A 16,155-nucleotide genomic window follows, 5' to 3' on the forward strand; every position below is an offset into this window, starting at 1 on the left:
GAACAGGAAGACGATGAACTCGAAAAAAACCTGAATTTTATTTTGAAATTATTTCCTGACTGCCATCCGCGAGGGTACGAACGGCCACCGGCAGGATGCTCGGCAAGGCTTTGAGCAAGGCCTCGGTGTTGTCGGATTTGAACACACTGGTCAGGCGCAGATTGGCCACGGCCGGGTTGGCGACGGTCAGCGGTTTCTCGCGATAACGCGACACTTCAGCAGCCACTTCGCTGAGGCTGGCGTTGTTGAACACCAGTTTGCCGCCGCGCCACGCGGTCAGTTCCGCAGGATTGACCGCGTAGGCTGCCGCGACTTGGCCTTGAGCATCGATATGGGTGCCGAGGCCGGCAGTCAGACTGATGAATTCATTGTCCGGCGCATCATGCCCCTGCACTTTCACCGTGCCCTGCTCCACCGCCACGCGAGTTTGCGTGACATCGCGACGTACGTCGAAACGCGTGCCGGTGACCGTGACTTTGCCGCTGCCGGCCTCGACCACGAACGGGCGAGACGTGTCGTGCTCGACGCTGAACATTGCCTCGCCTTCGCTCAGTTCGATCAGTCGACGACCACTTTCATACCGCACCTGCAAGCGGCTACGGCTGTTCATATCGATCACCGAACCGTCCGGCAACGCCACGTGTTTGCGCTCGCCCAACGCGGTGGCGAACTCGGCGCTGTAGCCTGCGGGATGATTCAAACCGCTGAACAAGCCGAGCCCCAGCGCTACCGCCAATACACTGGCAGCGACGGCATAACGCACAAAGGGTCGACGCTGACGACTCGGCGGCGTTTCGACAAGGGCTTTCAGACGTGGCGCCGGCAACAGATCCGCCGCCGTCCACAACCCTTGCAGCAGCTGAAACTCGTCACGGTGCTGCGGATGTTCATTCAGCCAGGCGTCGAAGCGCTGCTGTTCATCGGCACTCACGGCCGGCTCCTGCAAACGCACAAACCAGCGCGCCGCGTCATCGCGCACCGTTGTTTGCCCGCACGCGCAATCACGAGTATCCATCATGGAATGTCCTGTCCGGCCGGGAATATAAAGACACACAACCCCCCGTAGGAGCTGCCGAAGGCTGCGATCTTTTCAACATCACACCCCATCACGACTGCAACCCATCCAGTCGATCACGCAGATGCCGCAGGGTGCGGATCATATACTTTTCGACCATGTTCTTGGACAGCCCCAGGCGATCGGCGATTTCCGCCTGGGTCAGGCCTTCGATCTTCTGCCAGACAAAGATCTTCCGGCAGTTGACCGGCAGCTCGCTGAGCGCACGTTCGATGGAGTCGGCCAGCTGGATCGCATGCATGTAATGCTCCGGGTCGCCGGACGACGACTCACTGTGATCGATCGCCTCCGACTCCATGGCGCCACGCCGATCCTCACGCCGATAACCGTCGACCGCGATATTGCGCGCGGTCTGGTGTAAATACGCCCGTGGCTGCTGCACCGCCGCCGAATCGGATTCAAGCACCCGCACAAAGGTGTCGTGCGCCAGATCCTCGGCCTGCGCGCGATTGCGCAGACGGCGAGTCCAGGTGCCGATCAACTCTTCGTAATGCTCGAAAAAGCCGGGTCTGCGGGGACGCATGGGAGTATGGGCGGTGCGCTGAGGTAAGGGGCGTGAATAGTAATGCTTCGTATTAAGGCGAAGCAATGGATTCCTCGTCCGAACATTCCGATAGCCACTCAAGCTCATCGTTTGATTGAAATCACACCACTCATGTATTCATGCAGATCGCGCAGATCCTTAATGCTCCAAGCGTGCGGCGGTATCTTTACTCCGTTCTCCCGCAACGTTTTGGGAATCAGGTTTCCGTTCGGGCGAAGTATGATCGACGACACAATGACGCCTGGATATTCACTCAATCGTTTCTTGAACGCGGACGTTGTCAGATCAGGTGTTGGCGGGGTGCTTTTGTGCGCCAGAGGTCCGGTGCCTTTTATATCTGCGCCGTGGCACACAGCGCAGCGCTGCGAATAGAGGTTTTTGCCGTTGCTGTTATCCGCGAAGGACACGGATGGTTGGGCGATCAACAAAGTCGCGAGTACCGCGACGAATGCCGTTTTCATTGTTTGCCTCCCTGGCGTCTTTAAGGTCGCGCATGATGCGCGAGATTTATCGCCTGGCGCAAAACAAGGTGGGAGCGAGCCTGCTCGCGAAGGCGCTACATCAGTCACTTAATGCATTGACTGACAGGACGCTTTCGCGAGCAGGCTCGCTCCCACAGGTTTTTTTGGTGGATGCGGGTTCAAGTGCATCCATCACTGGCCATTGGATCAGCCTTTCTCGTCGATCCCGGCTTGCAGGGTCTGGGTGTCCAGATGCCCGCTCAGGGTGACCGGGCCGACTTTCAGGTTGCCGTTTTCCAGGGAAACCTTCGGTGCGTTTTCCTCGGTTTTGTGCGGCAGATCAAGGCCCGCTTTCACGCCGTAGTCACGGTTACTCAGATCAGTACTGCTGACCTTCGAACCATCGAGATCCACGTTCCCTTGCGTCGCCGAAATCCGTGCTCCGGTCAGTTGCGTAGCACCGCCAACAGCCAGGTTCACGCCTTGGCTGCCGCTGATCCCGGACGCCTGGGCAACGCTGTCCTTGTGCGCATATTCACCCAGTGCCTTGAGCGTCGGTTTGTAGTCGGTGCCGGCGAGTTTTTCCTTGTCGCTGGGTGGATTCTTTTTCGCCGTCAGGCCCAGATCGACATCGACCTTGGCATGCGTCTGCGAGTTCTGACGGCTTTCGACAGTCAGGTCACCCGCAACCTTGCCACTGACCGATTGCGCATCGATCCGCGCGCCGCCCAACTGCGCATCACCAGCACTGTTCAACACCACAGTGTCAGCCTTGATCTGGCTGTTCTGCTGTGCGGTGCCTTGCAAGTAATCCACACCAACCTTGGCCCCGGCATTGAAGCCGTGATCGCTGCTGGCTTTTTCATCGGTCGCCGTTGGGGTTTTGCTGCTCAGGTTGCCACCCGCATTCAGCGCGACATTCCAGTTATTACGGTTGTCGGTGGACTGCGCCGACTCCTGCACATAACCGCCCTTCTGCGTATCGATTCTGACGTCAGGCGCGCTGACCTGGGTGCCTTGCAGATGCACCGATTCGCCGCTCAACGCAACACCACTCTGAGCGTTGAGTTGGCCACCGCTCAGGGTTTGCGAGTGCTCGTTAACCCGACCGATGTTGAAGTTCCCGCTCAGATTACCGCCCTGATCACGGCTCTTCTCGCTGCTGGTCTTGCTGCCGCCGCCCTTCAAGCCGCCGCCGAGATTACTGCCGGTCGCGGTGTGGGTGTCGGTGGCCGCTTGCAGATCGAGTTTGCCGTCGGCGTGCAGGTCAATGGCGCCCGCGTTAACCCTGGTGCCTTGCTGGACCTGATCGCCGCCACTGCTCAGTTGCACTGGGCCGTTGCCGCTGATGCTCGCCACGCGAGCTTGCGTGTCAGTGGTTTGTTTGCCGGTGTGATCGAGTTGGAACCCTGCGCCGAGATCGACGTTGGTGCCGTCGTTGCCCGGCAAGGTGCCGACCGTCAGCGAGCCATTGCCGCGCAGGCTGCTGTCGTTGCTGTTCTGACGGTCGTTGGCCTGATTCAGCGCCAGATCACCGCCAGTCTTGATGCTCACACCGCCCTGCCCGCCATCGAAACGGCTGCCTTCGAACTGCGCATCACCAGCCGCTTTGATGTTCACGCCCTGGCTGCCGGCATAACCGCCGACTACGGCGGTGGAGCTGTCCTTCGCGGACGTGCTGCTGCCACCCGCGCCGCTGCCGGCGACGTTCACGTCTTCACCGGTTTTGGTGTAGACGCGCACATCGACCTTGGCGTCTACCGCGTTATCGGAGTTGCTGTGGGTGTTGCTCGCGGCATCAGCGATCAGTTTGTCGGCGCTGATGTTGACCTTGCCGGCGCCAGCACTGTACTGGGTGCCTTGGTCGTGCAGCGTGCCAGTGGTTTTCACATCGACAGTTGCGCCGTCATAACGGCTGACCACGGCGTTGCTGGCTTGCTCGGATTTACTGGCGCTGCCATGCCCGATCGCCACGTCGATACCGACGTTCGGCTGACCGAGATTGCTCAGCGCCTCCTTGTCCGGCACCTTGCCGTTCAATACATCTTTAACCGCACCGGCGATTGGCCGGGCGATGTCCTTGTACTCGACGTTGGCGCCGATGTCCGCCGACCAGTTGCTCTCGGTGTGAGTGCTGCTGTCGGTGTTGCTGGCCGCACGGTTGTCGACTTCGTTGGCGAGCACATTCAGACCGTTGCCGGACTTCAGTTGCGCGCCCTCAGTGACGAGTTTGTCGGCATTGAGGTTGAGGCCGCCGCTGCTCTGCACGCGAGTGGTTTGCGCGGTGGTTTTGCTGGTGGTGTCCTGCGAGGTGCTGTGGGCGAAATCGACGCCACTGCCAGCGCGGTCGAGGCCGCCGGTGTAATAGAAACCGCCGCCGGTGCTGCTCTTGTCGGTGGAGGTTTTATGGCTGTCCTCTTCGGCCAGCAGCGCAACGTTCTTGCCGCTCAACGTCGTGTCGCCCGCGGTGGATTCCACTTGCGCGCCTTTGAGGGTCACGTCGCCGCCCGCCTTCACCTGAACGCTGGCGCCGCTGAGGCTGGAGCCTTGCTGGGTGACGTCGTTGCTGGTGACGGTTTGCTGTTTGTCTTCGTAGTGAACACCGGCGCGATATTGCTCTGGCGTTTGCTCTTTGGCGTAGGCATCGAAGCCACGCGTTTCATTGGTGGAGCTGCTGTCGTGAGTGTTCTGCGCCGAATGCACGTTCACATCACCCGCCGCATCGGCCGTCAGCGCACCGCCAGCCTTGACCGTGGCGCCGGCGACGTCAATGTCCCTGGCGCTCTTGAGCTTGAGGTTGCTGTCCGACACCAGCTCGCTGCGCACCGTGGTGCTGTCCTTGCTGTTCTGGCGTGACTCGTCCTTGGTGATGCCGAAGAACTTGCTGTCCTTGTCGTGAGTGTTGCTGTGAGTCGTGTCCTGCACGCCGTCGATCACCAGCGAACCCTTGTCGCTGATCACGCTTGCCTCAGTACCGCCGCGCACCTGGCTGCCACTGATGCGCACCTCGTCAGCCTTGACGATAAGTTTGCCGGCGGCGTTGATTTTGCTGCCCTGATGCTGGGTCTGGCCCTTGTCGGCATCGCCGGTCTTGCCGAAGAAACCACCGCCGACCAGGTCACCGGAGTAGCGGTTGTCGCTGCTGCGGTTGGTCCGCGTCGCCGTGGTGATTTCCACCTGTTTGCCGGCCAGTTGGACGTCGCCCGAGCTGCTCAACTCGGCGCCTTCGGAGCGCAGCAGTCCAGCGGTTTGCAGGGCGATGTTGCCGGCCTTCAACTGGCTGGTGACGCTGCGCTGTTCTTCGCTGCTGCTGTTCCAGTCAGCTTTCCACAGGTGTTTACGGTGGTTGCCCTGATCGGTCTGGGTATGGCTTTCAGTGGCGGCGGTCAGGCGCAGATCACCGCCGCTTTGCACGCTGAGATGCTTCGCGGCTTCGACCTTGGCAGCTTGCAGTTCAGTGTCTTTGCCGGAAGACAATTTCACATCGCGGCTGGCGACGATCTGGCTGCCGTGCTGGCGCGATTCGCTGTCAGTCTGGGTGCGATCGTAGGTTTCCCAAGTGATGCCGATGGTGCTGTTGTTCCAGTTCTCGCGCTTTTCCTGAAGCTTGCGGCTCTCGACCGTGGACAAGGTCAGATTGCGTTTGGCGTCGACCGTAACGTCGCGACCGCTGACATCGGTGGCGGCCAGGGTCAGATCCTTGCCGCTGTGCAGGCCGACATCGCCCTGGCTGCTGCGGATGCCCGCGCGGGTGACGTCGAGACTGTTGGCCACGGCCTCACCGCTGACACTGAGGTCACCGGCAGAACGAATCTGCACGCCGTCACGCCCGGCGACCTGCACTGCACCGACGCGCACACCAGCGCCTTCGGCGGTACTGACAATGTTGATGCGCCCGGCCTGCATTGCGCCGAACAGACTGGCGTCGATGCGTTGATCGGCAGTATTGCCGGCCGGGTCCACGTTTTTCACCTGACCGCTGGCGTAGTCGAGCTGATTGCGGCCGACGGTGAGGTTCAATTGATCACGAGCGCTGATCGCGCCCTGGCTGTCGATACGCGGGGCGATCAGGTTGATCGAGCCCTCCGCATTGCGCAGGCCGCCGCTCTGAATCTGCAACTGGCCGCTGGCGTCGCGGGTGTTCAGACCTTGCAGTTTGCCGTCGATCAATTCCGGACGACCGACCACCAGGTTGGCGTTCGGCGTGTTGATGAAACTGCCGCCGTTGACCGAAATACCGTTGGGGTTGGCCAGCACGTAATCGGCGGCGCGACCGAAGATTTCCTGCGCACCATTGATGGCCGAAGGGTTGCGGCTGATCACTTCGTTGAGGATCACGCTCGCGGCTTGACCCTGCAGCTGCGGGTTGGCCGCCAGTTGCCCGGCAAGCTGCGATTGCCCGGTCTGCAAGGCGTTGTTCAGCACCAGGCCCTGACGGTCGACGTTGTAATCGAGAAACTGGTTGTGCGACAGGCCCGAACCGTTGGGCGCGACGATGTTGACGATGGGCACACCGCCCTGGGTTTGCAATTGCGCGGTGCCACCGGGGCCCGGTGCGACGATGACACCGCCGGCCATCGCGCTCGGCAGGTGCACGGCGAAGAACAGGCTGGCAATCGCCCAGCGCAATTTGCCCCGTGGGGAAAGATGAAATGCAAAGGTGTGTGCTGGCATAAAAACGTCTCCATGTGAGTACGGCATCACGTCGCGCGTTTTAGTCTTGGCCGTGGCTGACGCGCTCAGATCCGACGGCTGTTTGTTCACTGCGTTAAAGGTTCAGGTAGCGCTCATATCTGCACCCCGACACGCATCAGCCAGGTTTCTGGCTCGTGCTGCAAGCCGTTCGGGGTGTTGAGGGCGCGCTGGTAATCGACGTCGACTTGCAGGTTCTTCCAGCCCAGATTGAGGCCGAGACTGGCACCACTCAGGCGTTGGCCCTGAGCGCCGTGATCAGCCTTGATCCAGCCATGGTCGAGGCCCACACGCGGGGTGATCTGTACCGGCCAATCACTGCGCAGCGGCAAGCGCAAGGTGTTGCGCCAGATCGCTCCGCTGGCGCCCGAGGCGCTGCTGACCCGATAGCCGCGTACCGCCGAATCGTCGGTGCCAAGCAATTGTTCGATGGCCGGCAACGGGTCGGGGCTGTATTGCAGATTGAGTTGGCTCTGCCACTGCCAGGTCTGCGCACCGAACTGGCCGTTGCGCCACTGACTGAGGCCGGCGCGGTACTTGCGGAACTGTGCCTTGGGCAAGTTGTTGATCGACTGTTGCGAATCATCGTCGGCACCGAACCAACGCAGGCCTTGAGCGTAATTGATGTCCAGGTTCCACACCGCGCGGTCGAGCCAGAACAGATTGAGCCCGGCCTCGGCCACGGTCAGGGTCGGGCTCTGAATGCCCAGCCGAACATTTTCCAGATAGCTGTCGACGTCCTTGTGTGCCAATTGCAGGTTGGCGCTGAGCTGGCGGCTCTGGTCGCGCCACAACACGCGGTCGGCGCGCAGGCTGAGCTGGTCGGTGATGCCGGCGCTGTGAAAGGTAATGCTCGGCAACTTGAACGGTGCGCGGTATTCGGCATGGCTGGCGAATACGCTATAGGTCCAGTAACCGTAGGGGATCGCGTAATACAGGCTGGCGTTGCGGCTGTAGCGATCGCCCTGATTGAGCGTGTCACTGGCGCTGACGCTCAGCAGGTCATTGAGTTGCAACGGGCTGTCGAGGCTCAGGCTGACGGTGTCGCGATCACGGCCGGTGCTGGCGCTGCCGAGGTTATCGAAACCCGCGTTCAGGGCCCAGCGCGACGGCGTAGCACCACGACTGCGCAGGATGATTCGCGAGGCGCCGGGTTGGCTGCCGGGAGCGATGTCGGCGGTGAGATCGACCGAGCGCAAGCGGTTCAACTGATCGAGGCCCTGCTCCAGATCGCGCAGGTTCAGCGGTTCACCGAGCATGTTGGGGAACGCCCCGCCAAGGGACACTGGCAGGCTCTGATCGGCCAGTTCGATGGACTCGATGTAGCCTTCGTCCACCCGAATATCCAGCGACTGCCCCGCCGCCGGGGCGCTGACCAGGTACGGCCGGCTGGCAATGTAGCCCTGCTCGACGTAGATCGCGGTGATGGTCGCCAGCAGATGATTGATCTGGCCGACGCCCATGCACGGCGCCAGCAGCGGTTTGATTCGCGCGTTGAGTTTGTCGCTGTCGATCAAGGTGACGCCGCCGATGCGCGTACCGCTCAATGGCCAGCAACGCTCATCGGCGGCAACGGTGGCCGGGGTCGCCGGAGTGACGGGCGCCGCACCGAACGCGCCGCGCTCCAGTTGCCGGCGGCGCTGTTCCAGTTGCAGCTCTTGCAGATCGCGCTGCTGTTGTTGTTGCTGGCGCAGCACCTCCTGACCCGGCGCAGAAGGTTCGGCAGCTTCAATCGAGGAGGCACACACACTCAACACAAAGGCCGCCAACAGCGGGCAACGCGTGAAACGACGACGAAAAACAACGCGAAACGGATACGGCACGCAACTTCCTTGCGATCATCAAATGGCGTAATGCCATGTCATCAATAATCGTGATAGTCGGAGCCCTCCTACACAAATGCAAGACGCTTCCTACAGTGCTTACATTTCTTAAACAATTGCTTTCACAGGCTTTATTGCCCGCAACAAGGCCACGGCGCTGCACCCTATCAGGGTTTCCCCGAGGGCCCGAGACCCACCGGCGAGCATCAATCCCGCGCCAAATAAGCTGCATTGGCGCAACCCTGCCGGCAACAAACGCTTGTTGCACCATGCTCCAAAACCTGAGCCCTGCGCGCGAATCGTGCCGCTGCAGCGGCTCAAGCAAGCAACTGACGACCGGCGATATAAATAAATTGCCAGCAAATATTACCTGCGTCATATTACGTCCGTAATAACGACTCGTTTCCGCAGGTATTACGCCATGACCAGCATGCCCACCCTCGAACCCGATCTCGCTGTTGCGGCCAAGACCCGACCTCCCCTGCTTAAACGCCTGCTGATTGCCGCCGCCGTTTTGATCGCGTTGATCTTCGCCGCTGTGTACGCCGTGCATTGGTGGGGCACCGGGCGTTTTCTCGAAGAAACCGACGATGCCTACATCGGCGGCGACGTCACGGTGATCGAACCGAAAGTCGCCGGTTACATCGACGAAGTGCTGGTCAGCGACAACCAGTCGGTGAAGGCCGGAGATGTGCTGATTCGCCTCGACGCTCGTGACTATCGCGCCAATCTGGCCAAGGCTGAAGGTGCGGTCGCGGCCGAAGAAGCGCTGCTGGCCAACCTCGACGCCACACAACAATTGCAGCAAGCCGTGATCGGTCAGGCCCGTGCCGGTATTGATGCGGCGGGTGCCGAAACCTCTCGCTCGCGCGATGACAATGCTCGCTACAAACGCTTGGTGACGACCAATGCCGTGTCAGTCGAAAGCGCGCAACGTGCCGACGCCACGTTTAAAACCGCGCAAGCGCTGAGCGCCCGCGCTCAGGCCGAACTGCTGGCCGCGCAACGCCAACTGGCAGTGATAGATACACAGAAACAACAGGCCCGCGCCGCCCTCCAGCAAGCCCGCGCCGAGCGAGACCTGGCGCAGTTGAATCTCGGCTATACCGAACTGCGCGCCCCGGTCGACGGCGTGATCGGCAACCGCCGCGCACGGGTCGGCGCCTATGCGCAGGCGGGTTCGCAGCAACTCTCTGTGGTGCCGGCCAGCGGCTTGTGGGTCGATGCCAACTTCAAGGAAGACCAACTGGCGCGGATGAAACCCGGGCAACGCGTGAGCATCCGCGCCGACGTGCTGTCCGGGCAGGAATTCCACGGTCGTCTCGACAGCCTGGCCCCGGCCACCGGCTCGCAATTCAGCGTGCTGCCGCCAGAAAACGCCACCGGCAACTTCACCAAAATCGTTCAGCGTGTACCGGTGCGCATCCTCCTCGATCCGGCCGATGGCGTGCTCGGTCACTTGCGCCCAGGGCTGTCGGTGACCGCTGAAGTCGACACCCGCGCCCAGCCTGAAACCAGCGCCGTGGCTGTCGCGCCATGAGCGCCACCCTCACCGCCCCTGCGCAACCGTTCAACGCGGCGGACATGGCGACCGCGACCAAGGTGTTCGCCTTTGCGACCATGTGCATCGGCATGTTCATCGCCCTGCTCGACATTCAGATCGTCTCCGCGTCGTTGCGCGACATCGGCGGTGGATTGTCTGCCGGCACCGACGAAACCGCGTGGGTACAGACCAGTTACCTGATCGCCGAAATCATCGTGATTCCGCTGTCGGGCTGGCTGTCGCGAGTGTTTTCGACGCGTTGGTTGTTCTGCGCCTCGGCGGTCGGTTTTACCCTTGCGAGCCTGCTCTGCGGCATTGCCTGGAACATCCAGAGCATGATCGCTTTTCGCGCACTGCAAGGTTTTCTCGGCGGCTCGATGATTCCGCTGGTATTCACCACGGCGTTCTTTTTCTTTACCGGCAAACAACGGGTGATCGCGGCGGCGACCATCGGTGCGGTCGCGTCACTGGCGCCGACCATGGGCCCGGTGATCGGCGGCTGGATCACCGATGTATCGTCGTGGCACTGGCTGTTCTACATCAATCTGGTGCCGGGGATTTTCGTCGCCGTGGCGGTGCCGATGTTAGTGAAGATCGACCAGCCGGAGCTGTCGCTGCTCAAGGGCGCGGACTATCTGAGTATGGTGTTTCTCGCGCTGTTTCTCGGCTGCCTCGAATACACCCTCGAAGAAGGCCCGCGCTGGAACTGGTTCAGCGACAGCACGATCCTCACCACTGCGTGGATCAGTGGCCTGGCAGGTCTGGCGTTTATTGGCCGGACATTGTCCGTGGCCAATCCGATTGTGGATTTGCGCGCATTGAAGGACCGCAATTTTGCCCTCGGCTGCTTCTTCTCGTTTGTCACCGGCATCGGCCTGTTCGCAACGATTTACCTGACGCCGCTGTTTCTCGGCCGGGTGCGCGGTTACAGCGCGCTGGACATTGGCCTGGCGGTTTTCTCCACCGGGGTGTTCCAGATCATGGCGATTCCGCTGTACGCCTTTCTGGCCAATCGCATCGATTTGCGCTGGATCATGATGGTCGGGCTGGGCTTGTTCGCGGTGTCGATGTGGGAGTTCAGCCCGATCACCCACGACTGGGGCGCGGGGCAATTAATGCTACCGCAAGCGCTGCGTGGGATTGCTCAGCAACTGGCCGTACCGCCGGCCGTGACGTTGACCCTGGGTGGGCTCGCACCGGCGCGGCTCAAGCATGCATCGGGGCTGTTCAACCTGATGCGTAACCTCGGTGGGGCGATTGGCATTGCTGCGTGCGCCACCATTCTCAATGACCGCACCAACCTGCACTTCACGCGATTGGCCGAGCATTTGAACAGCAGCAATGAGGCGATGAATCAGTGGCTGGAGCAGGTCGGCGGCAACCTCGCCGCGCTGGGCCAGAGCGGCGATGTCGGCGTCACCGCCGGTCTGCATCAGCTGTGGTTGCTGACCTATCGCGAGGCGCAAACCCAGACTTACGGCGATACGTTTCTGATGATCATGGTGTGCTTCGTCATCGCCACGGCGATGGTGCCCTTGATGCGCAAGGTGCAACCACCGCCAGGGCCGAGTGCTGACGCCCATTGACGCTTGTGACTCTCGTAGGCGCTGTCGAGTGCAACGAGGCTGCGATCTTTTGATCTTGGGTTTTAGCAAGCCAGATCAACAGATCGCAGCCTCCGGCAGCTATCTACAGGGGTGGGTCAGGCCTGTGGGGTTTTGCGGAAGCCGACGGCCAGGCGGTTCCAGCTGTTGATGGTGCTGATGGCGACGGTCAGGTCGACCATTTCCTTGGGGCTGAACTGCGCGGCGACAACTTCGTAGTCTTCGTCCGGGGCGTGGGTCAGGCTCAGTTGGGTCAGGGACTCGGTCCACAGCAATGCGGCGCGTTCACGGTCGCTGAAAAACGGTGCTTCGCGCCATGCCGTCACGGCGAACAGGCGGCGTGGCGTCTCGCCGCCCTTGATTGCGTCGGCGGTGTGCATGTCGATGCAGAACGCACAGCCGTTGATTTGCGAAGCGCGCAGTTTGACCAGCTCAACCAAAGTCTTTTCCAGCGGCAGTTTGGAGACCGCCGTTTCCAGCGCGATCATGGCTTTCAGAGCGTCAGGGGAAGCGGTGTAGAAATCGGTACGAGCTTTCATGGTGGGTTTCCGGGGCGAGTGAATGTGTGACTACGTTAGTCCTCACCTCGGGTTCATCAAATAGCCAATATTGCCGAAGATCAGGAGGCCACTCGCGAACACCCGCGACCGCTCGTCAGCCGACCGGCACCAAGGGTTCTGCGCGTCAGACCAATATCAGGTAAATCCCCTTTCTGGAGACGTACCATGATGACGCGCAAACTCACCTCGATATTGCTCGCCGGCCTGCTGGCTACGGCATCGGCCGCCAGCTTCGCCGCCAATGACGGCGCTGATGCGACCGGCACCAAATCCGGCGCAACCAGCGGCTCGACCATGCCGCCGGACAACACCCCCGGTGCACCATCGGGTGGTAACAGTTCCGACGGCGCCGGTTCCGGCACTGGCACCAATGGCGGCGCCAGCGGCTCAGGTTCGGGGGCGGGTGGCGGCACCGGTTCGGCCGGCGGTGGCACTGGCGGTGCAGGCGGTGGCACGGGTGGCTGAACGAATAAGAGTCATCCGTGGTAATGCCTTCCTGTAGGAGTGAGTTTGCTCGCGATTGCGCAGTGTCAGTCACTGATGTGTTGAATGGGCTGACGCCATCGCGAGCAGGCTCGCTCCTACAGGGGGTTATGTTGAGTTTTGATCAGCGATCGGAGCGCAGCAGCTCGGCGATGCCACCGTCCATCGACAACACCGCGGCGCGGTTACGCCCGGCATTTTTCGCTTGATACAACGCCGCATCGGCCCGCTGGATAAACACTTCCAGACTGTCATTGCCGCTCGGAATAAATGAATAACAACCCAGACTCACCGTCAGATAACCGGTCGGCGAGCCACTGTGCGCAATGTGTTTGTCGATCACGCTGCGGCGAATCTGCCCGGCAATCGCCAAAGCACCGTTGATGTCGGTGTCCGGCAACAGCACCGCAAACTCTTCGCCACCGTAACGCACCGCCAGATCAGCCTTGCGCTGGCAACACGTCTTCACCACCTGCGCGACCTGCGTCAGGCAGTGATCGCCGGCCACATGCCCATAGGCATCGTTGTAGCGTTTGAAAAAATCGATATCGAGCATGATCAGACTGACCGGGCTGACCTGCCGCGCGCCCCGGGCAAACTCAATTTCCAGCGAACGCTCAAACAAGCGTCGATTCGCCAAGCCCGTGAGGCTGTCATGCGTCGCAATCTGCTCCAGCGCAAGCTGTGCCTTGCGCAGGTTCTTCTCGATCCGCTCGCCGTTGCGCACCTGATGAATGAACACCCAGCCGAACAGACCGACACCGAGGATCAGCAGCGCAACGATCACACTGGACTGAAACGCGCGCGCGTACCAACCCTTGAGAATGGTGTTTTGCGAGGTTGCAGCGGACACCACCAGCGGATACGAGGCCAATTGCCGATAGCCATACAAACGCGTAACACCATCGACCACCGAACTGATCATCGCTGTGCCGGCCGTGGCTTCGGGCAGCAACTTGCGATAAATCCTGCCATTGGCCAACGAACTACCGATCAGGTTTTCTTCGAACGGGCGACGCGCCAGCAGCGTGCCGTCGGTCAAACCGAGGAACATGATGCCGTCGTCATCGAGGCTGAAGCTCTTAAAAAACTGGTCGAAATACGACATCTTGATCCCGGCCATCAACACGCCCTGGAAGTTGCCGGCGCGGTCGTTGATACGTTTCGAGATCGGAATGATCCACTCGCCGTTCTCACGGCTGCGGATCGCCGGGCCAATGTGCGCCACGGTCGAGACGTTCTGCTGATGGAACTTGAAGTATTCGCGGTCGGCCACGCCGTTGCCGTGAGGCAAGTCCGAGTAGGACGTAATCACCCACTGGCCCTTGTTGTCGAACAGGAACATGCCGTGCAACTGCTCGAGTTGCTGCACTCGACGGGCGAAGGTTTTCTGCAAACGCGGCCGTTGTGCGGCGCCGTAACCATCGTCCTCGACCCAGTCGACCAGACTGGTCAGCACCAGATCCGCCGCCAGAAACGTGTCTTCGGCCTGCTGCGCCATCGCCCGCGTCAGGTTGCTCGATGCCACCTGCGCCACCGCCAGATCCTGGCGCCGCGACTGCTCCAGTTGCAGGTACAGCAAACCAAACAGGCACAGACACACCGCGACGATGAACAACGCCGCGGCTTTGCGCAGCGGCAGCCGTTTAAGGGAGCCTCCGGGAGCCTGGTGCGGATCGTGAATGGGGATTGGCAAAAGCGTGTCCTGAGCAGGTACGACAAGGGCAAAGGCCCGAAACCCTTAGTTTTTGTGAGCGTAGTTCACCGAGATGCACCGGGCAAACGCCAGCGGCCCGCCAAGTTGTATCGGCGCGCGGCGAATTTGGATGATTGTTTGAAGAAAATATTTTCGAACGCCGTATAAACAGTCATAAACCGCACGAGCGCAGACGCGAAGTCTGCCGAACTCGAGACTCAGCAAGATCTGCAAAGATGCAAGCAACGCTAGCGTGATCAAGCCAGGCCGCCAAAACCCTGTGGCGAGGGACAAGCGCCCCTGCCACAGGTTCAGTCTTCAGTCTTCAGTCTTTTCAGCCTTTAGTGCTCAGCCGATTGGCTGTGGGCCATGTCAGCGCGAAGGCGGCACACGGATATCGCCCGCCCGGCACTGGGTTTTCACGCCTTTGCCGCACGCGCCGAACTGCAGATCCTTGCCCATGCACACGCGCACTTCCGACAGTTCCGGGCCGCTGCATATCACTGCAATGCCGTTGGCCGGAATTCCCGGATTGGCCTTACGGAACAGGTCTGCAATCTCCTGCGCCTCGAAGTAGTACGAGGTGCTGAACGGTTGCAATTCATCAGGGATTTTCACCGCCGCGACGGCTTTATCCGCTTCGTCCAGATAGCCCATCGCGCCGAGGCCGCTGCACGTGCCGTGCTTGGACCATTCGTGATCAAGCAGTTTTTTGGTCGGGAACAACGTCAGGCCTTTTGCGGTTTCCGCTGCCGACAGCGTAGTCAGCGGCGGGCAGGATTCCGGCCAGCCACCACCGGCGTATTGCGGCCACAGGCCATGCAGGACAAAGCCATAGCCCTTGCTGGAACACTGCACATCGTCCTTGTGGGTCAGACAAAATGTCGGCGACCACGACAGCGTCAGCAAGTAGTAATCGAATACCCCCGCCACCGCTTCCGCTTGCACTTTGCTCGACTGCGATTGCCGCGCCGAACTCAAACCGATGCTACCGACCGTCAGCGCAATCACTGCCAAAATTGTAAACAGCTTTTTCATCTACCCGCTCCTTGGGACGCCTGCGTCCGTGGTTTTCGATCCTGACCAGTCTTGGTCAGAGGTGATTTGGACATGCTTGTGTTGCAAGTGCATGACGCAAGGCAAGGCCCTACGCCGTTGAAAGGTCTACGATTAATAAGCAGACATCAAATACAGGGATCCGAAATGAGTAAAGCAGACGAACTCGCCGCGAAGCTCAAGCAAACCCAACCTGCCCATGCGGACGCGGCGCTGGAGATCGATTGCTGGCCGGCGCAAGTGTATGCCCTTTACCACCGCATCGAAGGGTGGCTGCTACCGGTCACCGAAGTTGGCCTGAAAATCCGGCGTAATCCGACCCACGTTTGCGAAACATCGCCGGATGGCGAAGCGCATGATTACGCCATCGACCAATTGGTCATCGAGGCGAATAACCAAAGCCTGACATTTGATCCCATCGCACGGTTTACCGAGGATGGCGCCGGACGGGTGCAAATCACCCTGCCGGACCGCAACACTTACCTGTTGCGAACTGTCGATGAACACCAAGAAAGCCACTGGTGGCTGCAGACCGTTGAAACCGGGCAACAACTGGATGCCATCGCGTTGACCGAAAATAACTTGCTGCAGGCGGTGCAGGAAGGTCTCGGTTTGTAG

Annotated in this window: 12 protein-coding genes; 4 read left to right on the forward strand and 8 right to left on the reverse strand. The window is 60.6% G+C overall.

The window, feature by feature from the left end:
• Window positions 1-37 precede the first annotated feature (37 nt).
• The 5 genes from JFT81_RS06080 to JFT81_RS06100 form a co-directional block, all read right to left on the reverse strand.
• Window positions 38-1,018, reverse strand: coding sequence for a FecR family protein (locus JFT81_RS06080; protein WP_201226514.1), 981 nt, complete (start codon window positions 1,016-1,018; stop codon window positions 38-40).
• 88 nt (window positions 1,019-1,106) lie between these two features.
• Window positions 1,107-1,598 (reverse strand): sigma-70 family RNA polymerase sigma factor, encoded by a 492-nt coding sequence (locus tag JFT81_RS06085; RefSeq protein ID WP_201226515.1) that lies wholly within the window; start codon window positions 1,596-1,598, stop codon window positions 1,107-1,109.
• A 104-nt stretch (window positions 1,599-1,702) separates the two neighbouring features.
• Window positions 1,703-2,080: a c-type cytochrome gene (locus tag JFT81_RS06090; RefSeq protein WP_201226516.1), complete on the reverse strand. Its 378-nt coding sequence runs from the start codon at window positions 2,078-2,080 to the stop codon at window positions 1,703-1,705.
• 207 nt (window positions 2,081-2,287) lie between these two features.
• On the reverse strand, window positions 2,288-6,754 hold the full coding sequence (locus tag JFT81_RS06095; RefSeq protein WP_201226517.1) for a hemagglutinin repeat-containing protein: 4,467 nt from the start codon (window positions 6,752-6,754) through the stop codon (window positions 2,288-2,290).
• A 113-nt stretch (window positions 6,755-6,867) separates the two neighbouring features.
• Window positions 6,868-8,595 (reverse strand): ShlB/FhaC/HecB family hemolysin secretion/activation protein, encoded by a 1,728-nt coding sequence (locus tag JFT81_RS06100; RefSeq protein WP_201226518.1) that lies wholly within the window; start codon window positions 8,593-8,595, stop codon window positions 6,868-6,870.
• Window positions 8,596-9,016: 421 nt separating this feature from the next.
• Between JFT81_RS06100 and JFT81_RS06105 the strand changes: the two genes are divergently transcribed.
• Window positions 9,017-10,135, forward strand: coding sequence for an HlyD family secretion protein (locus JFT81_RS06105; RefSeq protein WP_201226519.1), 1,119 nt, complete (start codon window positions 9,017-9,019; stop codon window positions 10,133-10,135).
• Window positions 10,132-11,724: a DHA2 family efflux MFS transporter permease subunit gene (locus JFT81_RS06110; protein WP_201226520.1), complete on the forward strand. Its 1,593-nt coding sequence runs from the start codon at window positions 10,132-10,134 to the stop codon at window positions 11,722-11,724. Before JFT81_RS06105 ends, JFT81_RS06110 begins: the two co-directional genes overlap by 4 nt.
• A 116-nt stretch (window positions 11,725-11,840) precedes the next feature.
• On the opposite strand, the gene JFT81_RS06115 is transcribed toward JFT81_RS06110, so the two are convergent.
• Window positions 11,841-12,281, reverse strand: coding sequence for a carboxymuconolactone decarboxylase family protein (locus JFT81_RS06115; protein ID WP_129391721.1), 441 nt, complete (start codon window positions 12,279-12,281; stop codon window positions 11,841-11,843).
• A gap of 186 nt (window positions 12,282-12,467) precedes the next feature.
• Here JFT81_RS06115 and JFT81_RS06120 point away from each other — a divergent pair, with 186 nt between their 5' ends.
• The gene (locus JFT81_RS06120) at window positions 12,468-12,767 is read left to right on the forward strand and encodes a hypothetical protein (protein ID WP_201204866.1); all 300 of its coding nucleotides are present in this window, start codon (window positions 12,468-12,470) and stop codon (window positions 12,765-12,767) included.
• Between the two features lie 142 nt (window positions 12,768-12,909).
• Here the strand turns inward: JFT81_RS06120 and JFT81_RS06125 are convergent, their stop codons facing one another.
• Both JFT81_RS06125 and JFT81_RS06130 read right to left on the reverse strand, forming a co-directional pair.
• Window positions 12,910-14,481: a GGDEF domain-containing protein gene (locus JFT81_RS06125; RefSeq protein WP_201226521.1), complete on the reverse strand. Its 1,572-nt coding sequence runs from the start codon at window positions 14,479-14,481 to the stop codon at window positions 12,910-12,912.
• 372 nt (window positions 14,482-14,853) lie between these two features.
• Complete coding sequence (locus JFT81_RS06130; RefSeq protein WP_201204870.1) at window positions 14,854-15,519, reverse strand: ribonuclease T2; 666 nt, start codon at window positions 15,517-15,519, stop codon at window positions 14,854-14,856.
• Window positions 15,520-15,684: 165 nt separating this feature from the next.
• Between JFT81_RS06130 and JFT81_RS06135 the strand changes: the two genes are divergently transcribed.
• Window positions 15,685-16,155: a hypothetical protein gene (locus tag JFT81_RS06135; RefSeq protein ID WP_201204872.1), complete on the forward strand. Its 471-nt coding sequence runs from the start codon at window positions 15,685-15,687 to the stop codon at window positions 16,153-16,155.

This window comes from Pseudomonas sp. TH43 (genome assembly GCF_016650635.1).
Classification (GTDB): domain Bacteria; phylum Pseudomonadota; class Gammaproteobacteria; order Pseudomonadales; family Pseudomonadaceae; genus Aquipseudomonas.